Genomic DNA, 21,059 nt, shown 5'->3' with positions numbered 1-21,059 from the left:
TCCTTTTTATTATTTGTGGTAACATTCTGATTTATTATGAAATTATAATTAAATCTTGATCCCCTTCTATACTGTCACCTTTCTTAACAAGTATTTTTTCAACAACGCCATCATAATCACTTAATATTTCGTTTTCCATTTTCATAGCTTCTATTACCAATAATTTTTGCCCTTTTGATACTCTATTACCTTCAGCGATATTTATATCTACAACAACACCAGGTAATGGAGCTTTTACAACATTTTTTCCGTCAGATACAGATGTATGTTTTTGTTTTTGCATAACAGGTGTAGGCTCTGGTGCTGGCCTTGATATTGGTGCAGATTGTACAGGTGGCTGAGCAACAGGTTGTGGTGCAGGTTGAGATGCGGTACTGTTATTTTCTAATTCTTCTACTTCCACTGCATAATTTTTTCCATTTACCTTAACATTAAACTTTCTTATCATTTTCTCCCTCCTAATCTTTTTGCTCTCCAGGTAATAGCAGATGGTAATACTCCCCACATGCTTTTATTTTTTCTTTGTGATAATGTAGTTTCTTGAATGCTTTTTATCTTAAATTTTTTGTTTTCCATAATCATCGATATTGCTCCCATTATAGCAGCAACTATTTCTTCATCATCATTAATGTTGATAATATTTTTATCTTCAACAGGTTTTGGGTTTGTATGAGGCATGTTTATTTCCTTTTTTACTTTTCTTTCATTTGATGGAGATAAAAATTTGAAAAATATAAAAAACATACTTAATATAAACAATACAAGAAAAACTATAACTATTCCAACAAGAGTAATTGACAAAACATTATTCATAATAACACCACCATTTATAATGGAATATTTCCATGTTTTTTATTTGGTCTTGGTTCAGCTTTTGATTCAGATATATATAATGTTTGAATTAAAACTTTTCTGGTTTCTTTTGGATCTATAACATCTTCTATATAACCTCTTCCAGCTGCAACATAAGGATTTGCAAATTCTTTTTTATATTCTTCAATTTTTTCCATTCTTGTTTTTTCTGGATTTTCCGAATTTTGTATATCTTTTCTGAATATAATATTCGCTGCTCCTTCTGATCCCATAACAGCAATTTCTGCAGTCGGCCATGCAAATACAAAATCAGATCCTATATGTTGAGATGCCATGGCTATATAAGCGCCTCCGTAAGCTTTTCTTAAAATCACGGTCAATTTTGGTACAGTTGCTTCACTATATGAATATAATAATTTAGCTCCATGTCTGATTATTCCTCCATGTTCCTGACCAACACCTGGTAAGAATCCCGGAGTATCCACAAATGTAATAATAGGAATATTAAACGCATCACAGAATCTTATAAATCTTGCAGCTTTATCTGAAGAATTTATGTCTAAAGCTCCAGCTAATACCTTTGGTTGGTTAGCAATTATTCCAACACTTTTTCCTCCTAATCTACCAAATCCCACAACTATATTTGTGGCATAGTATTTATGCACTTCAAAGAAAGAATTTTTATCTAACACCAGATTTAAAATATCTCTAATATCATATCCTTTTTTTGGATTTGGAGATACTATTTCATAAATCTTTTCAGGTAAATCAAAATTATTATCAAAATCAAAATCTTCTGGAGTCTCTAAATTGTTAGAAGGAATGTATGATAAGAGTTTTTTGGCTATATTCATAGCATCCTCATCTGATTCTGCAATAAAATGAGCAACACCGCTTTTTGCATTATGAGCCATAGCGCCGCCAAGTTGGTTTTTATCAACATTTTCACCTGTAACAGCTTTTATTACCTGAGGTCCAGTTATGAACATTTGCGATGTATTGTCGACCATTATAATAAAATCGGTGATTGCTGGAGAATATACAGCACCACCAGCACAAGGTCCTGCAATTATTGTGATTTGTGGAATAACTCCAGATGCTAAGGTGTTTCTATAAAATATTCCACCATATCCGTATAGTGAGTCGACGCCTTCCTGTATTCTTGCACCTCCAGAATCATTAATTCCAATAATTGGAATTCCATATTTCATAGCCATATCCTGAATTTTCATAATTTTTTTTGCATGCATCTCTCCAAGAGAACCACCTTGAACGGTAAAATCCTGAGAATATATTGCAATTTTCTGACCATTAATTGTTCCGATGCCTGTTATTACTCCATCATATGGAAATATTTTTTTGTCAAGACCAAAGTTTGTGCTTCTGTGTTTTACAAATAAATCCGTTTCAACAAATGACCCTTTATCCACCAATAATTCGATTCTTTCCCTTGCAGTTAACTTGCCGAGTTTGTGTTGTTTTTCTATTTTTGTTTCTCCGCCACCTTCATATAACTTTTCTTTTCTTTTTAAGAATTCTTCGTATATTTCTTGAAACTTCTCATCCATTTATTACACTCCCTTCAAGAGTATTATATTTATTATACTATTTATGTTCAACTAATTCAACTAATACGCCATTTGTTGTTTTTGGATGTAAAAAAACAACTTTTGTGTTATGAGCACCATCTTTTGGTTCGTCACTTAAAGGTTTTATTCCCAATTCTTTTGATTTCTTTATCATTTCACTGGCATTTTCCACTTCGTATGCTATATGATGTATTCCTTCGCCTTTTTTATTTAAAAATCCAGAAATTTCAGAATTTTCATGCAAAGGCTCTAATAATTCTATTCTTGTATCACCAGCTTTTATAAAAACGACCTTTAATCCTCTATTTTCAAGAATTTCTTCTCCTGTTATTTCTAAATTTAATAAATTTTTATATAAATTTAAAGCTTTATCAATGGATTTTACTGCAATTCCAATATGATCAATCTTTTTCATTTTTTTCCTCCTCACATATATATTTCATTATTTTTTCTTTGTAATCTTTTACATTTTCAAATTCTATATTTGAGTCATCTATTATATTATCTATATTTCTCATAATAGAGCTTCTAACTCTTCTTTTTATTCTTCTTTTTTTTCTATATTCATATTCGCCTGAATTTTTTAATTCATTAAAATGTGTATCAATCCAATTTATGCTTTCTATAATACCTTTGTTTTGTATAGCGCTAACAGGTAATATGATTTTTGATTTATATTCATTTTCCAGAGATAATGTGTTTTTCAATTGTAAAATAAATTTATCAGCTTCTGGTAAATCCATTTTGTTTATTATATAGGCATCAGCTATTTCCATTATTCCAGCTTTAAACATCTGTATTTCATCACCGGTATTTGGAGATAAAACAAGGAGCACAGTATCTGCAACAAATATTACTTCTATTTCAGATTGTCCTGCACCAACAGTTTCTATAATTATTTTATCAAATCCAAACGATTTCATAACATCTACAATATCATATATTGAATCGCATAAACCACCAACGCTGCCTCGAGAAGCTATACTTCTTATGTAAACATTGTTTTTACCGGACAAATTTCTCATACGTATTCTATCTCCAAGAAAAGCGCCACCGGAAAATGGGCTTGATGGGTCAACAGCTATAATACCTATTTTTAAATTATTTTTGCTCCATTCATTAACAGCTTTTGATAAAAATGTACTTTTTCCAGCACCAGGACTTCCGGTTATTCCTATTATTTGTGTATCTTTTTCTGGGTTTGGAAGTTGTTTTATTATATCCCAGGCATAATTTATATTGTTTTCTACAAGGGATATTACCTGTGCTAAAGCATATTTTTCACCATTTTTGAACTTTTCTATTATATTTTCAAGCTTTTTTTGAATATACAATTTCTTTCACCTTGCTGATTATTGTTTCAAGTGGAGTTCCAGGGCCAAAGACTTCTACAATCCCCATTTCTTTTAAAGTTGGTATGTCATCTTCTGGTATAATTCCACCTAAAAATACGGGAATATCTGCATCTTTTTCTTTTAATAATTTCAATACTTTTTCGCATAATTTCATATGTGCTCCTGATAATATTGATAATCCTATAATATTTACATCTTCTTCTAAAGCTGTATTTACAATATCTTCTGGAGTTTGTCTTATTCCTGTATATATAACTTCCATTCCAGCGTCTCTTAATGCTCTTGCAACGACCTTAGCTCCTCTATCATGACCATCTAAACCGGGTTTTCCTACCAATACCCTTATTTTATTCATTATTAATCCTCCCTTGTTATAATATTACAGCTTCGTGGTATTCGCCAAAAACGTCTCTTAAAACATTTGTGATTTCACCCAATGTAGCATATGATTTCACTGCGTCTAAAATATACGGCATAATATTTTCATTGTTTTTTGCAGCATTTTCCAATTTTAACAGATTTTTCTTTACTTCGTCGTTATTTCTTTCTTTTCTTAGACTTTTTAATTTTTCTTTTTGTTTTTCTTCAACGATAGGATCCACTTTTAAAATGGTTCCGTTATGTTCTTCTTCTACTGTAAATTTATTTAAGCCTACAATAATCTGTTCGGAATTTTCTATAGATAGTTGTGTTTCATAAGCGGAATTTAATATCTCTTTTTGAACATACCCATTTTCAATTGCCCTTACCATTCCTCCCATTTCTTCAATTTTTTCTATATATTTCATAGCTTTTTCCTCAATGTCTTTTGTTAAAGATTCTATAACATATGATCCAGCAAAAGGATCTATTGTTTCAGTAACACCTGATTCATATGCTATTATTTGTTGTGTTCTTAAAGCAATTGTAGCAGATAATTCTGTAGGCAATCCAAGAGCTTCGTCATAAGAATTTGTATGTAGTGATTGAGTTCCGCCTAAAACAGCAGCTAAAGCCTGTAATGTAACTCTTATTATATTGTTTAAAGGTTGTTGAGCAGTTAATGTGGAACCTGCAGTTTGAGTATGAAATTTTAATCTTAATGCAGCAGGGTTTGTGACATTAAATTTATTTTTCATTAGCTTAGCCCATAATTTTCTTGCAGCTCTGAATTTTGCAATTTCTTCAATAAAATTGTTATGGGCATTGAAGAAAAAGGATAAATTTTTTCCAAATATATTTGGATCTAATCCTGCTTTAACAGCAGCTTCAACATATGCCAATCCGTCAGCTAATGTAAATGCGACTTCTTGAACGGCATTTGCACCAGCTTCTCTTATATGATATCCGCTTATACTTATTAAATTAAATTTAGGGAGATTTTTGGAACCGTATTCAAATATATCTACAATTACTTTCATTGAAGGTTCTGGAGGAAATACATATGTGCCTCTTGCTATATATTCTTTTAATATATCGTTTTGTATAGTTCCTCTCAACTTTTCTTGTTCTACTCCTTGTTTTTCAGCAACAGCTATTAACATTGAGAGCAATATTGAAGCTGTAGAATTAATAGTCATAGAAACACTTACTTTATCAAGAGGTATGCCATCAAAAAGTATTTCCATATCTTTTAAAGAGTCTATAGCAACGCCTACTTTTCCTACTTCACCTTCTGACATTGAATGGTCTGAATCATATCCAATTTGAGTAGGTAAATCAAAAGCAACTGAAAGACCTGTTTGTCCCTGTTCTAATAAATATTTATATCGTTTATTGGATTCTTCAGCAGAAGCAAAACCAGCATATTGCCTCATTGTCCAGAATCTTCCTCTATACATTGTAGGTTGAACGCCACGAGTAAAAGGATATTCCCCTGGAAATCCTATGTCTTCTAAATAATCAATATTTTTAATGTCTTCAGGTGTGTATAAACGCTTTACCTCTTCATTATAAGTAGTTTTAAAATGTTTTTTTCTTTCTGGAAATCTTTCGAGTGTCTTTTTTAAGGTTGTTTCTTCCCATTTTTTCTTCTTCTCTGAAATTTCAATTAATTTTTTATCCTGATACATAAAGCACCTCCGCAGATTTCTGGATTTTTTTGGGTTAAATATTTCACGACACGATTATATTTTACAATATTTTTTTCTTTTTTGCTAATGAAAAAATCTGCAATAAAAGATAATTTCAGCTGATAATTAAGGATTATCTTAGATATGATAAGAATAATAAATTGGTATTAACGATAATTATATGCTATTATATTATATAGATATTAATTGAAAATTACAGGAGGTTTTTTGTATGGCTTCGGAAAAAGATATTGTATATCCTAAATTTATTGATGGAGACATCATTTTTTTTCTTGAGAAAAACGTTACACAAAAGCAACTTTTGGAAAAACTTTCTGAAAATTTAGATAAGCTGAATAACTTTTTTTCAGAAGGTGATGGGTTCTATGTTTTGATAAAAAATCCAGAAATGTATTCAATTGTACCCAAAATAGGAAAGCTGGCAAAGGAGAAAAAATTATATTTATCAGGAGCATATTTTGAAGATCTTCCAGAAATCAAAAAAAAGAAGAAAGAATTTAGATTAAGTGGTACTAATATATATAAGAAACATGTGCGCTCTGGTCAGATACTTGATAATCCAGGAGATATAATTATTTTTGGTAATGTGAATCAGGGTTCAGAAATAAGAGCTGGAGGGAGTGTGATAGTATTTGGTAAAATAAAGGGTACAGTTAGAGTTGGAATGACGCAGCATAAAAATACATTTATAGTAGCAGCAGAAATGGAATCACCTCTTGTGGAAATATGCGGAATAGTCTTAAATAATTACGCATGGCCAAAAGGGCCAGTATCAATACATTATGATAATGATCAGATAAATGTTGAACCTATAGAATTATGATGGAGGTTATAAGATGAAAACAACAGAAATTCTGAAAAAATTAAGCGATGCTATAGGTGTTTCAATGTATGAAAATGAAGTGAAAGAGACAATTAAAGATCTGGTGATTAAAATTTCAAATAATATAGAGATTTTTGATGCAGGAAAAGGATCTTTAGGAATAAAATATGGAAATGGAAGTAATAAAATAGGACTGTTTGCTCATATGGATGAAATAGGGTTAGTTGTTTCAAAAATAATTGATGAACAATTTGCAATGGTTCATACTATAGGCGGAGTTGATCCAAGAACATTGATTTCAAAAAGGGTTAAGTTTAAAACGAAACAGGGATTTAAATTAGGAATTGTAGGAATGCTCGCACCACATCTTCAAAAGCAGGAACATAGAAATACTGCACCAGATTTCGATAACCTATATGTAGATTTTTCTATTGATGGTGGAACAGAAGATATTGAAGTTGGTGATATTGGCGTTGTAGATGTAAAATCAGAAGAATTGAATAATAAAATAACAGGTAAAGCTCTTGATGATAGAGCGGGATGTGCTGTTTTATTAAAAACTCTCGAATATTTAGAGAAATATAAAATTGAAGATAAAAGCATTTATTTTTTATTTAACCAGGGTGAAGAAATAGGATTAAAAGGTGCAAAAAGAACTAGTTATGAGGTAAATCCAGAAATCGGAATAATTGTAGATGTCACTTTTGGGAGTGATACACCACCACATTTTGAAAAAATAGAAATGGGAAAAGGGCCGGCAATAGCGATAGGACCCACTATGAATAATGAAGTAACAGAAAAAATAATAAAAATAGCAGAAGAATATAATATAAAGCATCAAATTGAGCCATTACCTATAAGAAGCGGAACTGAAGCAGACATTGTTCAGATAGTTAGAGAAGGTATTAAAACAATAGGTATATCTATACCAATTTTAAATATGCATTCTTCTGTAGAAGTTGTTGATCCTTCTGATGTAGACAATGCAGCAAGATTAATAGCGCAATTTATTGTAGATTATAACAAAGAAGGTGAAAATGATGAATGAGCTTTTAAAATATTTGCCAGAACTTACAGAGTTACCTGGAATTTCTGGTAAAGAAGAAAAGGTTAGAGAATATATTCTTGAAAAAATAAAAAATAAAGTGGATGAATATCATGTAGATGTTATGGGAAATTTAATAGCAAAAATAAAAGGGAAAGATTCATCAAAAAAGGTCATGTTGCTTGCACATATGGATGAAGTAGGGTTTATGGTGACTAAAGTAAATGATGATGGAACCTTTCATATTTCTCCAGTAGGTGGAGTTGATCCTCGTGTGGTTTTTGCTCAAAGGCTTAAAGTTAAAGGAGAAATTTTATCTATAATACAAATTAAACCCATACACTTATTAAATGCTAATGAAAGAAAGTCAAAACCGGATTATACATCTTTTAAAGTTTATACAGGTTATGAAAAAACAGAATTAAAGAAAAAAATAAAATTGGGAGATATGGTAACATTTGATATAAAATTTTATATGAGTGGTGATAGAGCAGTTTCAAAAGCTTTCGATGACAGAGCAGGTTGTTCGTGGATGATGAATTTAATAGATAAAATTTATGAAGGATATAAGCCAGAATATGATACTTATTTTGCTTTTGTTGTACAGGAAGAGGTTGGATTGCGTGGAAGTGGTGTAGCTGCGAATTATATTAAACCTAATGTAGCTCTGGTTTTAGAGGGAACTACAGCAGGAGATTATCCTTTATTGGATAAAGATAAATGGGCAACACATCTTGGTAATGGACCTGCTACGTTTTTTATGCATTCGGGTGTGGTATTATCAAAAGAAATTTTTGATAAAATTATATCAGTGGCAAAGGAAAATAACATAAAATTGCAGTTTAAAATGAGAACTGCAGGAGGAACAGATGCCAGAAGGCTTGCAACAACATTAGATGGTATTCCATCTGGAATATTGGCAGTACCATCACGTTATATTCATTCACCTAATACAATTATAGACATTAATGATTATATCAACGGATATAAATTATTAGAATTATTAGTTCTTGAAGGGAGGATATTAAAATAATGAAAGATTTAATAAAAAAATTAACAGAAATCAATTCTCCAAGTGGTAGAGAAAAGAAAATTAGAGAAATTATTATAGACGAAATAAAGGAATATGTTGATGAATATAAAGTGGATAAGCTTGGGAATTTAATTGCTATAAAAAAGGGTTCAGGAGAAAAGACGATATTGTTTGATGCACACATGGATGAAATAGGACTTGTAGTTACACATATCACAGATAGTGGCTTTTTAAGAGTAGAGCCTGTTGGTGGTGTTAACCCAAAGATTTTAATAGGGGCTAAGGTTCAATTTAATGGGCATATTGGTGTAATTGGGTTTGAAGGCGAAACCATGGAAGAATATTCTAAAAACATGAATAATTTAAGTTTTGATGTATTATTTGTTGATATAGGAGTTTCTTCAAAAGAAGAAGCAGAAAAGATAGCACCTATAGGGACATTTGGAACCTACTATGCACAATTTAATGATTTAGGAGATAAAGTTATCTCAAAAGCACTCGATGATAGAATAGGTTGTGCTATTATGATTGAGGCAATAAAGATAATAGACACGCCTAAAAATACAATCATTTTCGCTTTTACTGTTCAGGAAGAAGTAGGATTAATAGGTGCATCGGTAGCTGGTTATAATTATGACATAGATATGGCAATAGCGCTTGATGTTACGGCTTCTGCAGATACTCCAAAGGCTTTTAAAAGGATGTCTATGAAATTAAATGAGGGCCCGTGTATAAAGATAAAAGATGGATATACTGTAAGTGATAAATTTGTTGTAGATACATTAAAAGAAGTAGCTGAAAAAAATAATATAAAATATCAGATGGAAGTTTTATTATTTGGCGGAACTAATGCGGGAGGATATCAGACGACAAAGTCAGGAATACCTTCAGGAACAATATCAATACCTACAAGATATATACATACGCCTCATGAAATGGTTTCAATAGCAGATGTTGAAGAAACTGTAAAATTTGTGGTGGCATTATCAAATAATTAATTGGTGATGAAATGAAAAAACATGAAGTTTTTAAAGATTTTTTTGTTTTTAGTTTAGTTATATTTATATTATTATATTTAATTTTGATTATTGTAAATATGATGTATGTTGAAAGAACGGTTGAAGAAATAGTAGACCGTTCTTCTGTTTCTGTTGTTAATATAATTAATGACTATAATGCGAGATATATTAATTTTTCTCAAATTTTTAGCAACGATATTAGAATTAATTCATATGTAAAATCACTTATTATATTTTCTTCCGGGAATCACGTATCAAATAACATAATTTTTAATAATACATATAATAGATTAGATGAATATATTAATGAAAAAAAAGATGTTGTGTTGTTCAATGGAAAAATAATTATAAGTGATTTTAGTGGAAATATTATATATCCGAAAAAAATTAATTTTTTAAATTATACGATATTTGAAAATAATTTGAAAGAATTAGAAAACAGCACGAATTTAATAAAAAGTTCTCCTGTTTTTTCATTTAATAATGAAAATTATTTTTATTTGACTACATTTATTTTTGATATTGATCAGATACCAATAGCTTATATTTCTTTTGAAATAAAGGTAAAATTTAATCATTTAAAAAGTTTTTCAACAGATGATATTAAATTTTATATAGTGGATAATAGGACGAAATTAATCTGGCCTAAAGTATCTTTGCCTTATTTTATATATTCTAAAATTTTTTTATCTAAAGAAAAGATAAAAAAATTTTATTTTAATGGAAAATTATATACAATAAATAAAACAGATTTTGGAGATAGTGTTTATGTTCTTTCTATTTTTGAAAGTAAGAATCTATCGAAATTTTCAATAGTATTTTTTTCTATGATAACATTCTTTTTTTCCGGAATATTAATCTTCTGGATGAGAAGATATTTTAAGCATGAAAATAATATTTCTAAAGAATTATTCAGGATTTCTTATAATCTTGGAATAGAGGATAAGAACTTAATAAAAACAAGTATAAAAAAACTGAAACACATAAATAAAGTTATTTTTCGTGATGTAGAAACATTTGAAGATATAGAAAATAATATAATCGATGCAATAAGAGTTTATGAAGATATTATTTATATATCTTTTTACAAAAAAAGAATTAATGAAATAGATTATTTTTCATATAATATATATGTTTCTGAAAATTACAATATAACAAAAGAATATTTAGAAATATTAAAGACAACAAAAGAATTTTATATATATTCATTTGGAAAAAGAATTTTGGACTTTGATGGTTTTTTACTTATAAAAGAGGAAAAATTTAGCGATTTGGAAAAAGACCTTTTTTTTAATGGTGTAAAATATATGCTAAACAACTTATACATAAAAATAAATGATATTAGAGATATAGATGAATTTAAAAAAATGTTTTTTGAGAAAAAGTTTAAGAATGTTTTAATAGCCAAGTTTACCGAAAGTACGATTTCATTAAAAAATATAGATATATATAAGAGCAATGTTTTTAAATACAAAAATAATTTAATTTTTTTAAATACGTTTCGATATAATTTAAATCAGGAAATTATTGAATATATTGAGGTATTAAGTGAGTTTGAAAATAAACATGTTAAATTTATAAACTTTCAAATACCCAAATATAGTAGTAAAAGAAAGAAACTATTGAAAGAAATAGAAAAGATATTAGATATGAAATGGGAAAATGTGGAAAGTTCATACTGGTAAAGTTAAAAGGCGCTTTAGCGCCTTTTAACTTTTATTTATTTTTTTATTGAATAGAAAGCTTTTAATCCTCTAAATTCTGCAATTTCACCAAGTTCTTCTTCTATTCTTAATAATTGATTATATTTTGCAATTCTTTCACTTCTTGATAATGAACCTGTTTTGATGAATCCAGCATTCATAGCAACTGTTAAATCTGCAATAAACGTATCTTCACTTTCGCCTGATCTATGAGAAACGACATTTGTCATGTTTGATTTCATGGCTAATTCCATAGTATCCAATGTTTCTGTAACCGATCCTATTTGATTTAATTTGATTAAAATAGAGTTTGAAGCTTTCATGTCGATACCCTTTTGTAATCTTTTTACATTTGTTACGTATAAATCGTCACCAACTATTTGTACCTTGTTACCAACTTTTTCGGTGAATTTCTTATAAGCTTCCCAATCTTCCTGGTCAAATGGATCTTCAATAGAAACAATTGGATATTTATCAACTAACATTTCATAATATTCCATAGCTTCTTCCGCTGTTAATTCTTTTCCATCAATATTATATACCTTCTTTTCTTCGTCATAATATTCTGAAGCAGCACAATCTAAAGCGATAAATACATGTTCACCTGCTTTATATCCAGCATCTTCGATAGCTTTTATAATAAATTGGATAGCCTCTTCATTTGAATTAAGATTTGGTGCAAAACCACCTTCATCACCAACTGCTGTAACATGACCTTCCTTTTTTAATAATGATTTTAATGAATGAAATACTTCAGCGCCTGCTCGTAATGCATCAGAAAATTTATCAAATCCTGCAGGAACAATCATAAATTCCTGAATGTCTAAATTATTATCAGCGTGTTCACCGCCATTTATAATATTCATTAAAGGTACAGGTAAAACCTTTGCGTTTGGTCCGCCTAAATATTTATATAAAGGTAATCCTAAGGAATCTGCTGCAGCTCTTGCAACAGCCATAGAAACTGCCAAAATAGCATTTGCGCCTAATTTTGATTTGTTTTCTGTGCCATCGAGTTCTAACATAACTTTATCAATAAGTGGCTGATCAAAAACATTAAGACCTACTAATTCTTTTGCGATAATTTCATTTATATTTTTGACAGCAGTTAATACACCTTTACCTTTAAATCTTGATTTATCGCCATCTCTTAATTCTAAAGCTTCAAATTTTCCTGTTGATGCTCCAGATGGAACAATAGCCTTACCTGTTGCGCCACTAACTAATTCAACAACAGCTTCAACTGTTGGATTGCCCCTTGAATCTAAAACTTCTCTTGCATTTACAGCTACAATTTCATCATACCACATAAAATTCCACCTCCCTAAGGTTTAACAAAAGTTCCTATTTTTGAATCGAATAAGGAATTCATTAAATTTCCTTTTTTAAAGAAATTTAAAACAATAATAGGCATTTTATATCTTTTACATATTGAAAAAGCTTCTGTATCCATAATTTTCAAACCTAAATTTATTGCTTCATCATATGATATTTTATCATATTTTTTAGCATCTTCAAATTTTTTTGGATCTTTATTATATATTCCATCTACTTTTGTTGCTTTAATTAAAACATCTGCTTTCATTTCAACAGCGCGTAAGGCAGCTGCAGTATCTGTAGTAAAGAAAGGATTCGACGTTCCACCAGCAAAAATAACGACATATCCAGCATTAAAATATAATTCTATATCATCATAATGTATAATTCTTACAGAGGGTAGGTTAACAATTTGAGATACAACAACTGTTTTAATGCCTTTTTTCTCAAAGTAATCCTTTAAGTAAAGAGCGTTAATTACAGTCCCAAGCATTCCTATGTGATCCCCAATGCTATTTGTAACATCCTGTAATTCGCGTCCTCTGAATAAATTACCGGCGCCAATAACCATGCCAAGCTTAATTCCATTTTTTACAACTTCTTTTATTTCATTGGAAAGATATTCAAGAGATTTTTCATCAAAACCTTTTTTATCTTCTCCAGAAAGAACTTCTCCGCTGAGCTTTAATAGTATTCGTTTATACATAAACTCTCCCCCTTTTCCTTAAAAAAAAGGGTGGACAAAGACCACCCTATTCACCTATTTCAAATCTTGAAAATCTTGAAACCTGAATATTTTCTCCTATTTTAGCAATTGCGTTTGTAATAAGATCCTTAATTTTTTGACCTTTTTCTTCTGCAAACACAAATTCCTGTTCTAATAAACAGTTATCTTCATAAAATTTGTTAACTTTATTTTCAACTATTTTTTCGATAATATGTTCTGGTTTTCCAGATTCTTTCATTTCTTCTTTATAGATTTCTCTTTCTTTAGCAATAACTTCTTCAGGAACATCTTCCCTCTTTATCCATTTTGGTCTCATTGAAGCTATTTGTAAAGAAATTTGTTTTGCCAATTCATGGAATTCTTCAGTTCTTGCAACAAAATCTGTTTCACAATTTAATTCTAATAAAACACCAATTTTTTCATTATGGTGAATATATGAATAAATAATACCTTCACCAGTACTTCTGCTTGCTTTTTTAGCAGCTTTAGCAGCTCCCTTTATTCTTAAAATTTCAACCGCTTTGTCGAAATCACCTTCAGCTTCTACTAAAGCTTTTTTACAATCCATCATTCCAGCACCGGTAGCATCTCTTAACTTTTTAACATCTGCAGCAGTTATAGCCATTTCAATTCCCTCCTAATAATTTCTTTAAATTCACAAATATTTTAACATAATTACTTTTCTTTTTCTAAACAGTGTTATTACTAATTTTTTTAATTATCGCTTTCTCCACATTTTCTGGAACCCATTGGGATATATTTCCGCCAAACTTCGCTACCTCTTTTACTATTGTGGAAGAAATAAAAGAAAATTCTGTATCTGTCATCAGAAATAAGATTTCCACATTTTTATTTAATGACCTATTTGCATTGGCAAGTTGAAGTTCGTATTCAAAATCCGAAACAGCTCTTAACCCTCTTATAACAACATTTATTTTTTTTTCTTCTGCATAATCTACCAGTAGCCCTTCATAACTTTCAACATGTATATTTGGGAAATCTTTTAACGAATCTTTTGTGATTTTAATTCTTTCTTCTTTTGTAAAAAAATATCTTTTATTAACATTATGCAAAACTACAACATATAATTCATCAAATATTTTAGAAGCACGGTTAATTATATTTAAATGACCAAAGGTTATAGGGTCAAAACTACCAGGATATATAGCTCTTGTCATCTCAAACCTCCGTGAGTATTATAAGTATGTTTTAATTTTTCCAGACCCTAATATAACTCCATCATTATCATAAACAACGGCAAATTGGCCTGGAGTAACTGCAAAAATAGGTTCTTTAAAAATTACTTCTATTTTATCAGAATCTATTTTTTTTATGTAGGCATCCTTTTCTTCATTTCTCTTTCTAATTCTGCATTTTGCCTCAATTTTTTCAAAATCTACAATGAAATTAAAATCTTCTGCAATTAATCCTTTAAAATAAACTTTCTCAGTAGGAGCAACAACGATTTGATTAGTTTCAGGTATTATCTTATAAACATGCATTTTCATATTTGGATTTTTGAAATATTTAATTCCTGTTCTTTGCCCAATAGTGTAATTAGTATATCCGCTATGTTCGCCTATAACATTTCCATCTAAATCCAGTACTTCGCCTTTTGAAATAATAACTTTATTTTCTTTTAAAAATCTTCTATAATCATTATCTGGTATAAAACACAACTCTTGACTATCAACCTTTTTAGCTATATTTATATCCAACTGCTTTGCAATTTTTCTTATTTCGTCTTTGGTATAATAACCATTAGGGAAAAGGATTTTCGGAATTGCTTTTTTATCAATATATGCAAGAAAATATGATTGATCCTTTGATTTATCAACGCCTTTTTTAATTACATGTGTATTGTATTTTTCTGAAAACTCTCTTATTGCATAATGTCCGGAAGCAACATAATCTGCATTGTATTCTTTTAATAAATCAATAGCAAGACCAAACTTAAAATATTTATTACATAACATACATGGATTTGGAGTAACCCCATTTTTATAATCATTTATAAAATAATCGATAATTTTTTCTCTGAATTTTTCATAGATTTTAATAATTTTTAATTCAAAGCCAAGTTTATCAGCTATTCTCATTGCGTCATATGTATCAGAAGGACTACAGCAAATCTTTTTCTTTTCAGGAATTTTGATAAATATATCATCAGGCATTGTTTTGAAATGAATACCTATAATATCATATCCATTTTGTTTTGCTAAAAAAGCCGCAACGGAGCTATCAACTCCCCCGCTCATCAACATTATTAATTTTTTCTTCAACAGTGTTTCCTCCCATTAATTCAAATTTTTCACCTAAAACTACTAAATCAGCAAGAGTTATTTTAGAAAGTTCTTGCATTAAAATAGTATTGATTTTTTTCCATATGTATCCTACAGCACACTCAGAACCAAGAGTTTCACATTTTCCTGTTACAACACATTCATATGACTGGAAAGGTTTGTCGAGTATATAAATTACTTCACTTAATTTTAAATCTTGAGGTTCTTTACTTAAAGCGTAGCCACCGTATCGACCTCTTACGGAATCAACAATGCCATATTCTCTTAATTCACTGAAGATTTTCTCCAAAAAATCTTTTGGTATTTTTTGTTTAGAAGATAATTCGTTTATAGAAACTCTTTTTATGCCGTTTTTATGAAATATAGCTAATTCATATAAAGCTCTTAAAGCATAACTACTTTTAACTGTTAATCCCATAATTTTTACCTCCTGCTTTTTTTACCAACGACATATACATTTACATTTTTTGTATTTTGAGCAAATCTGACGTCATTAACATATATGTCCAATTTATTTCCAATTATTTTTGAACCTATATCTTCAATTTCAAAAAAACCATAATTAGGTGAATTTCTGAATTCTGGAATATATATAACAGTACCTAAGGGTAAAAAATCTGGATCAGCTGCTACAGTTACCCAGGGCCTTGGGACCTTTTGTGATTTTGTTAATCTAAATGCCGGGTAGTATATGATTTTATCATCCCATTCTGTATAAAATGTAGCTTTGAAATCACCAATATATTTAAAAAATAATCTCATAGGATCTTTAGGCTCACCATTTTTCCATATTTCAAAATTAAATAATTTATCTTTTTTTACTGTTCCTATTATTGTACTATTATCAACCCATTGTCCATTTTTAACTTTTATGGAAAGGAGGTTTGAATAAACAGTTAGAACTCCATTACCATGATCTATTTTAATATAATATGAATTATTCTTCATTTTTCCAGCATCTACTATTTTTCCAGGTAAGGCTGGTTTAATATATTCATTTTTTAACGGCAGTATTCCAAGGCCTATAGATACTCCAGTAGATATTCGATCACCAAATCTTATAACAATACGTTCATAATTTGAAGGTAAAGTATAACTTAATGGCCAGGTCAAAAATTTCTCTATATTTTTTACAGGAATAATAATTTTTTGTCCAACTCTAATAGTTCTTGGATCATCAATATTATTAACTACTTTTATTAAATCAACACCGTTATATCCCAATCCAAATGCTAAAGCAATTTGGCTTAATGTATCGCCGGATTTTATTTTATAAATTATCTGATCATTACTTCCAAAAAGTTCTTTTATTTCAGCATTAGAAAAGGAAATCAAAGCATTTGTCAATTCGCGTTCTAATTCATCTAATTTTGTTTTAAACTTTTCATCAAAAGTATTTAAAGGTCTTGAAGATAATAATTCAAATGAATTTTGTAAATCTTCAATGGTGTTATCTAAAACTGCAAATTTTTCTTCCAGATTTTTTATTTTAAGTAATTCTTCACTTTTAGTTTTATAAAATAATTTGGCAACTTCTCTTTGAGTTTCGGCTTCAACAGAAGAATAAACATATTTTTTTAAGTTTTCTTCATTTATTAAATTAACGGTTTTATTTTTAAATGTTGAGTAATCGTTTTTTAGGGAATCTAAATCTTTTTCAAGTGTTTCAAAATTTATTTGCCATATTTTATCCAGTGAATTTACAGTTTTTAATAGGTTATCAATGTGTTCTTTTACTGAAATATCAATAGAATTTTTTATTTCTGTGGAACTAAGTGTAATATTATAAATGTTTTTCTCTAAATCGGTCAAATTGTTATCTAAACGTTTACTAATTTTTTCTAAATAAGTAAGACGCTTATCTAAATTATTAATATTTTTTTCTATAGATGAAAAATTATTTTTATTATAATTTATATAGTTTAATAGTTCGCTATATTTGCTATACATGGAAATATTAATATTTGTTATGCTTGAATTTAGAGTAGTTATATCTTTGTTTAAAGATTTTATTGTATCTTTAAATTGTTTATTCAACAAATCGAATTTTGAATCCACATATATTTTATTATTTTCAAATATAGTTGAATCTTTAGTTATATATTTTTTGGTTAAAGTATCGAATTCATCCTTTTTTATTGTATTTTTATTTAAGTCGTTTAATTTATTCGAAATTTCTTGAAGTCTATTATCTAAAGCCGTTATAATTTCATTATAATATGTTTCGTCTTTTCTATTTGCTAAATTTGAAACATCTGTTTTTAAATTTTTCAGTGAATTATGGAGGGTATTTAATTCGGAATCATATTTTTTCAAAATTTTTTGTATATTTGTATTGGAAGCATCAATTGTAGAATATATACTATTTATATCTTTTTTCAATACAATAATAGTATCAGAGAGACTATTTACTTTTTCATTAAAAACGATAATATTTTCGTTTATTTGTTTTAAAGAATTCTCATAGTTATTTATAGAGAGTTTTAAAAGTGATATTTCATTTTCAATATTATTTAATCTATCTTCTGTGTTGTTTTTTGTCTGTTGAAATAAGGAACATGAATTAAAAAGCAAAATTACAATTATCAAAATAAATATATATCTTTTCATCATATATCACCTTTCAAAAATTCAGCTTTTTTTACATAAGGATTTCTTGATTTTTTATATCTTCCAATAAGTTTATTGAAAAATTCTTTGGCTTCCTTTTTTTTCCCTATACGCAAATTTGTATAACCTTTAAAAAAATAATATAATATAAGTTCTTCGTCAGAATTTAGGTCTTTAAAATTCTCTTCAAGAATATTTACTGCAGAAATTAATAATTTTAATTCTTCCATGGTTTTGTTTTCATCCCTGAAAATCCATGCAAGTCTGATAAGACTTTTTGCAACATTTCCTGGACGATTTAAAATGCGATAAACAATTCCTGCAAGAGCATATTGTTTTTTCAAGAAATCAATCGACTTATCTTTTGAATTGTTGATTTTTCCAAGTTTGTCTCGAGTTCTTTTTAAATAGTTTTTTAGTTCTTTTTTTGTCTCTTTAGAAGTTTTTCTTAAAACATCAGAATCTTCAGAAAAATATGTAAATCCGCACTTTGGACAGGTTAAGATAGAAAAATTAAGAGGATTTGGCCCCTTAAATGTAGGTTTTAAATCATCTTCATATTTTTCAATTCTTATACTATCATATTTAATTTTAGTAAAATTAAAAGCTCTCCCACACAAAGGGCAGGTAGTAGAATCTTCCCAGAAATCTCCCATTTTATACACCTCATTCTTATCATATAATACTAAAAATATTTTACCATTTCATTGCAAAAATTCCAAATATAATAAATTAATATTTAGTTATTTAGAATGTCTAAAAAATCTCAAATGAAACGAAGGCTCGAAGATTGCCCTTAAAATTATGAATGAAAGCCGTCAAAAAAACAGGATGTTTTTTTTGAGTGAAGCTTTTTCATGGATGAAAAATCGATGCGACGGCTGAGAATGAATAATTTTAAGGATAAGCAATCGAGCTGCCTGAGTGAATTTGACTTTTTAGACACACTAATTTAGTTATTTATTAGATTGTTCCCGATAATTAAGTATTAATTTTTTATGATATGTTTTGAAATGAGAAAAATTAATGATAAAATATACTCTGGATATAAAATTATAATCAGGAGGTTGATTATGGGATTTTTTAATAAGATAGCTCAGGGATTAAAAAAAACAAGAGAAAAATTTTTTGGAAATATTAAAACATTATTTTCCGGTAGAAAATTAGATGAAGAAGTTTTGGAAGAATTAGAAGAAATAATGATTTTATCAGATGTTGGTGTTGAAAGTACAAAAGATATTGTTGAGAAATTAAAGGAAAGGTATAAAAAAGAAAAGAGTGAAGATCCGTTAATTTTATTAAGGAATATAATGGTAGAACATCTCGATAATGAGCCTATTAATTTATCTCCAGAAAAAAAACCATATGTTATTCTGGTAGTTGGAGTAAATGGAACTGGTAAAACAACAACCATAGCAAAACTTGGGAAGATTTTTAAAGAAAATGGTAATGATGTAGTATTTGCTGCAGGAGATACATTCAGGGCAGCAGCAATTGAGCAATTAAAAGAATGGGGAAAAAGACTGAATATAAATGTAATTGCACATTCTCATGGTTCGGATGCTGCGGCAGTTGCATATGATGCATTAAATCATGCGTTATCAAAGAATAAAGATATAGTTATAATTGATACTGCAGGAAGGTTGCATACAAAAAGCAATTTAATGGAAGAATTGAAAAAAATAAAGAGAGTAATTCAAAAAGTGATTCCAGATGCACCACATGAAACGCTTTTAGTATTGGATGGAACAACAGGGCAAAATGGTATAATACAGGCACAGGTATTTAAAGAAGCAATTGATTTAAGTGGAATAGTAATCACAAAGTTAGATGGTACCGCAAAGGGTGGAATAGCCTTTGCAATTAATAAAAAGTTGAATATACCAATTAAGCTGATTGGAGTTGGTGAGAAGGAAGATGATCTGCAGCTTTTTGATCCTGAAAGCTATTGTAACGCATTATTGGGTATAGAAGAATAAAATAACCGATGCATTGCATCGGTTATTTTGTTCTGAATAATCTATCTCCAGCATCACCAAGACCAGGAATAATATAAGCATGATCATTTAATTTTTCATCGAGAGCAGCAGTAAAAATTTTAACATCCGGATAATCTTTTTCAATATTTTTAACGCCTTCTGGAGCCGCTAATAATGACATAACAATAATATTTTTAACACCAAATTCTTTAACCTTTTTTATGGCGTATCTAATTGAAAAGCCTGTTGCTAACATAGGATCAACAATGAATACATAGTGATTTTCACTAAATGGTGGGAATTTTAAATAATATTCTATAGGTTTTAAAGATTCGGGATCACGATAAATTCCTAAAAAACCTATACTTGCATTTGGAACAAGACTTAAAATTCCATCCATCATACCAAGACCGGCTCTTAAAATAGGAACTATAGTTATCTTTTTGTCTTCTACCATCTCACCGATTGTTTGTTGAATAGGAGTTTCAATATTTATATTTACTGTAGGTAGATTTCTTGTAGCTTCATAAGTTAGTAATTGTGTAATTTCTTTTAAAAGTTCTCTAAATTCTTTTGGTCCGGTTTCTTTGTTTCTCATAATAGTAAGTTTATGTTTAATTAAAGGGTGTTCTACAACTGTGAGATTAGAAAAATTCATTTTTGTACCTCCT

Annotated in this window: 22 protein-coding genes; 6 read left to right on the top strand and 16 right to left on the bottom strand. The window is 29.0% G+C overall.

The features are described 5' to 3' along the window. Positions 1–34 precede the first annotated feature (34 nt). The 7 genes from X274_RS05300 to X274_RS05270 are packed head-to-tail and all read right to left on the bottom strand — an operon-like array spanning position 35 to position 5,808. Positions 35–448: a biotin/lipoyl-containing protein gene (locus X274_RS05300; protein ID WP_047265764.1), complete on the bottom strand. Its 414-nt coding sequence runs from the start codon at positions 446–448 to the stop codon at positions 35–37. Then, positions 445–813 (bottom strand): OadG family protein, encoded by a 369-nt coding sequence (locus X274_RS05295; protein ID WP_047265763.1) that lies wholly within the window; start codon positions 811–813, stop codon positions 445–447. Before X274_RS05295 ends, X274_RS05300 begins: the two co-directional genes overlap by 4 nt. A gap of 14 nt (positions 814–827) precedes the next feature. Beyond that, the gene (locus tag X274_RS05290) at positions 828–2,381 is read right to left on the bottom strand and encodes an acyl-CoA carboxylase subunit beta (RefSeq protein WP_047265762.1); all 1,554 of its coding nucleotides are present in this window, start codon (positions 2,379–2,381) and stop codon (positions 828–830) included. 37 nt (positions 2,382–2,418) lie between these two features. After that, on the bottom strand, positions 2,419–2,817 hold the full coding sequence (mce, locus tag X274_RS05285; RefSeq protein WP_047265761.1) for a methylmalonyl-CoA epimerase: 399 nt from the start codon (positions 2,815–2,817) through the stop codon (positions 2,419–2,421). Further along, positions 2,804–3,736 carry a methylmalonyl Co-A mutase-associated GTPase MeaB gene (gene meaB / locus X274_RS05280; RefSeq protein WP_052913182.1) on the bottom strand — a complete coding sequence of 311 codons (933 nt, stop codon included), beginning with the start codon at positions 3,734–3,736 and terminating at the stop codon, positions 2,804–2,806. Before meaB ends, mce begins: the two co-directional genes overlap by 14 nt. Further along, positions 3,714–4,112, bottom strand: a complete 399-nt coding sequence (locus tag X274_RS05275) for a cobalamin B12-binding domain-containing protein (RefSeq protein WP_047265760.1) — start codon at positions 4,110–4,112, stop codon at positions 3,714–3,716. Before X274_RS05275 ends, meaB begins: the two co-directional genes overlap by 23 nt. Before the next feature lie 16 nt (positions 4,113–4,128). Continuing rightward, positions 4,129–5,808: an acyl-CoA mutase large subunit family protein gene (locus X274_RS05270; protein WP_047265759.1), complete on the bottom strand. Its 1,680-nt coding sequence runs from the start codon at positions 5,806–5,808 to the stop codon at positions 4,129–4,131. Between the two features lie 232 nt (positions 5,809–6,040). On the opposite strand from X274_RS05270, the gene X274_RS05265 reads away from it, so the two are divergent. The 5 genes from X274_RS05265 to X274_RS05245 are packed head-to-tail and all read left to right on the top strand — an operon-like array spanning position 6,041 to position 11,434. Next, positions 6,041–6,652, top strand: coding sequence for a septum site-determining protein MinC (locus X274_RS05265; protein ID WP_047265758.1), 612 nt, complete (start codon positions 6,041–6,043; stop codon positions 6,650–6,652). 13 nt (positions 6,653–6,665) lie between these two features. Then, positions 6,666–7,700, top strand: a complete 1,035-nt coding sequence (locus tag X274_RS05260) for a M20/M25/M40 family metallo-hydrolase (protein ID WP_047265757.1) — start codon at positions 6,666–6,668, stop codon at positions 7,698–7,700. Next, positions 7,693–8,730, top strand: a complete 1,038-nt coding sequence (locus X274_RS05255; RefSeq protein WP_047265756.1) for a M42 family metallopeptidase — start codon at positions 7,693–7,695, stop codon at positions 8,728–8,730. The genes X274_RS05260 and X274_RS05255 overlap by 8 nt, the downstream gene beginning before the upstream one ends. Continuing rightward, positions 8,730–9,728: a M42 family metallopeptidase gene (locus X274_RS05250; RefSeq protein WP_047265755.1), complete on the top strand. Its 999-nt coding sequence runs from the start codon at positions 8,730–8,732 to the stop codon at positions 9,726–9,728. The genes X274_RS05255 and X274_RS05250 overlap by 1 nt, the downstream gene beginning before the upstream one ends. An 11-nt stretch (positions 9,729–9,739) precedes the next feature. Further along, the gene (locus tag X274_RS05245) at positions 9,740–11,434 is read left to right on the top strand and encodes a hypothetical protein (protein ID WP_047265754.1); all 1,695 of its coding nucleotides are present in this window, start codon (positions 9,740–9,742) and stop codon (positions 11,432–11,434) included. A 35-nt stretch (positions 11,435–11,469) separates the two neighbouring features. On the opposite strand, the gene eno is transcribed toward X274_RS05245, so the two are convergent. The 8 genes from eno to X274_RS05205 all read right to left on the bottom strand — a co-directional run bounded on the left by eno (position 11,470) and on the right by X274_RS05205 (position 19,065). Further along, positions 11,470–12,762 (bottom strand): phosphopyruvate hydratase, encoded by a 1,293-nt coding sequence (gene eno, locus X274_RS05240; RefSeq protein ID WP_047265753.1) that lies wholly within the window; start codon positions 12,760–12,762, stop codon positions 11,470–11,472. Positions 12,763–12,776: 14 nt separating this feature from the next. Beyond that, entirely contained in the window at positions 12,777–13,475 is a 699-nt protein-coding gene (gene pyrH / locus X274_RS05235) for a UMP kinase (RefSeq protein ID WP_047265752.1), read from the bottom strand. A 46-nt stretch (positions 13,476–13,521) separates the two neighbouring features. Next, positions 13,522–14,121: a translation elongation factor Ts gene (tsf, locus tag X274_RS05230; RefSeq protein ID WP_047265751.1), complete on the bottom strand. Its 600-nt coding sequence runs from the start codon at positions 14,119–14,121 to the stop codon at positions 13,522–13,524. Between the two features lie 64 nt (positions 14,122–14,185). Then, complete coding sequence (gene coaD / locus X274_RS05225) at positions 14,186–14,674, bottom strand: pantetheine-phosphate adenylyltransferase (protein WP_047265750.1); 489 nt, start codon at positions 14,672–14,674, stop codon at positions 14,186–14,188. Between the two features lie 18 nt (positions 14,675–14,692). Then, positions 14,693–15,778: a tRNA 2-thiouridine(34) synthase MnmA gene (mnmA, locus tag X274_RS05220; protein ID WP_084822643.1), complete on the bottom strand. Its 1,086-nt coding sequence runs from the start codon at positions 15,776–15,778 to the stop codon at positions 14,693–14,695. Next, positions 15,738–16,217: an RrF2 family transcriptional regulator gene (locus X274_RS05215; protein WP_047265749.1), complete on the bottom strand. Its 480-nt coding sequence runs from the start codon at positions 16,215–16,217 to the stop codon at positions 15,738–15,740. The genes mnmA and X274_RS05215 overlap by 41 nt, the downstream gene beginning before the upstream one ends. Before the next feature lie 5 nt (positions 16,218–16,222). Then, positions 16,223–18,409, bottom strand: coding sequence for a peptidoglycan DD-metalloendopeptidase family protein (locus tag X274_RS05210; protein WP_047265748.1), 2,187 nt, complete (start codon positions 18,407–18,409; stop codon positions 16,223–16,225). Next, complete coding sequence (locus X274_RS05205; RefSeq protein ID WP_047265747.1) at positions 18,409–19,065, bottom strand: DUF2225 domain-containing protein; 657 nt, start codon at positions 19,063–19,065, stop codon at positions 18,409–18,411. Before X274_RS05205 ends, X274_RS05210 begins: the two co-directional genes overlap by 1 nt. 417 nt (positions 19,066–19,482) lie before the next feature. Here X274_RS05205 and ftsY point away from each other — a divergent pair, with 417 nt between their 5' ends. Further along, positions 19,483–20,388, top strand: a complete 906-nt coding sequence (gene ftsY, locus X274_RS05200) for a signal recognition particle-docking protein FtsY (protein ID WP_047265746.1) — start codon at positions 19,483–19,485, stop codon at positions 20,386–20,388. Between the two features lie 22 nt (positions 20,389–20,410). On the opposite strand, the gene upp is transcribed toward ftsY, so the two are convergent. After that, on the bottom strand, positions 20,411–21,046 hold the full coding sequence (gene upp, locus X274_RS05195) for a uracil phosphoribosyltransferase (RefSeq protein WP_047265745.1): 636 nt from the start codon (positions 21,044–21,046) through the stop codon (positions 20,411–20,413). Positions 21,047–21,059: the final 13 nt, after the last annotated feature.

Source organism: Marinitoga sp. 1155, assembly GCF_001021175.1.
GTDB lineage: Bacteria > Thermotogota > Thermotogae > Petrotogales > Petrotogaceae > Marinitoga.
Note: the sequence above shows the minus strand (reverse complement) of the source record. Positions and strands in the feature narration are given on the sequence as shown.

What these genes read in the sequence shown, in the direction of transcription:
- X274_RS05300 (WP_047265764.1), bottom strand. Translation starts at nt 448, where the DNA reads ATGATAAGAAAGTTTAATGTTAAGGTAAATGGAAAAAATTATGCAGTG.
- X274_RS05295 (WP_047265763.1), bottom strand. Translation starts at nt 813, where the DNA reads ATGAATAATGTTTTGTCAATTACTCTTGTTGGAATAGTTATAGTTTTT.
- X274_RS05290 (WP_047265762.1), bottom strand. Translation starts at nt 2,381, where the DNA reads ATGGATGAGAAGTTTCAAGAAATATACGAAGAATTCTTAAAAAGAAAA.
- mce (WP_047265761.1), bottom strand. Translation starts at nt 2,817, where the DNA reads ATGAAAAAGATTGATCATATTGGAATTGCAGTAAAATCCATTGATAAA.
- X274_RS05275 (WP_047265760.1), bottom strand. Translation starts at nt 4,112, where the DNA reads ATGAATAAAATAAGGGTATTGGTAGGAAAACCCGGTTTAGATGGTCAT.
- X274_RS05270 (WP_047265759.1), bottom strand. Translation starts at nt 5,808, where the DNA reads ATGTATCAGGATAAAAAATTAATTGAAATTTCAGAGAAGAAGAAAAAA.
- X274_RS05265 (WP_047265758.1), top strand. Translation starts at nt 6,041, where the DNA reads ATGGCTTCGGAAAAAGATATTGTATATCCTAAATTTATTGATGGAGAC.
- X274_RS05260 (WP_047265757.1), top strand. Translation starts at nt 6,666, where the DNA reads ATGAAAACAACAGAAATTCTGAAAAAATTAAGCGATGCTATAGGTGTT.
- X274_RS05255 (WP_047265756.1), top strand. Translation starts at nt 7,693, where the DNA reads ATGAATGAGCTTTTAAAATATTTGCCAGAACTTACAGAGTTACCTGGA.
- X274_RS05250 (WP_047265755.1), top strand. Translation starts at nt 8,730, where the DNA reads ATGAAAGATTTAATAAAAAAATTAACAGAAATCAATTCTCCAAGTGGT.
- X274_RS05245 (WP_047265754.1), top strand. Translation starts at nt 9,740, where the DNA reads ATGAAAAAACATGAAGTTTTTAAAGATTTTTTTGTTTTTAGTTTAGTT.
- eno (WP_047265753.1), bottom strand. Translation starts at nt 12,762, where the DNA reads ATGTGGTATGATGAAATTGTAGCTGTAAATGCAAGAGAAGTTTTAGAT.
- pyrH (WP_047265752.1), bottom strand. Translation starts at nt 13,475, where the DNA reads ATGTATAAACGAATACTATTAAAGCTCAGCGGAGAAGTTCTTTCTGGA.
- tsf (WP_047265751.1), bottom strand. Translation starts at nt 14,121, where the DNA reads ATGGCTATAACTGCTGCAGATGTTAAAAAGTTAAGAGATGCTACCGGT.
- coaD (WP_047265750.1), bottom strand. Translation starts at nt 14,674, where the DNA reads ATGACAAGAGCTATATATCCTGGTAGTTTTGACCCTATAACCTTTGGT.
- X274_RS05215 (WP_047265749.1), bottom strand. Translation starts at nt 16,217, where the DNA reads ATGGGATTAACAGTTAAAAGTAGTTATGCTTTAAGAGCTTTATATGAA.
- X274_RS05210 (WP_047265748.1), bottom strand. Translation starts at nt 18,409, where the DNA reads ATGAAAAGATATATATTTATTTTGATAATTGTAATTTTGCTTTTTAAT.
- X274_RS05205 (WP_047265747.1), bottom strand. Translation starts at nt 19,065, where the DNA reads ATGGGAGATTTCTGGGAAGATTCTACTACCTGCCCTTTGTGTGGGAGA.
- ftsY (WP_047265746.1), top strand. Translation starts at nt 19,483, where the DNA reads ATGGGATTTTTTAATAAGATAGCTCAGGGATTAAAAAAAACAAGAGAA.
- upp (WP_047265745.1), bottom strand. Translation starts at nt 21,046, where the DNA reads ATGAATTTTTCTAATCTCACAGTTGTAGAACACCCTTTAATTAAACAT.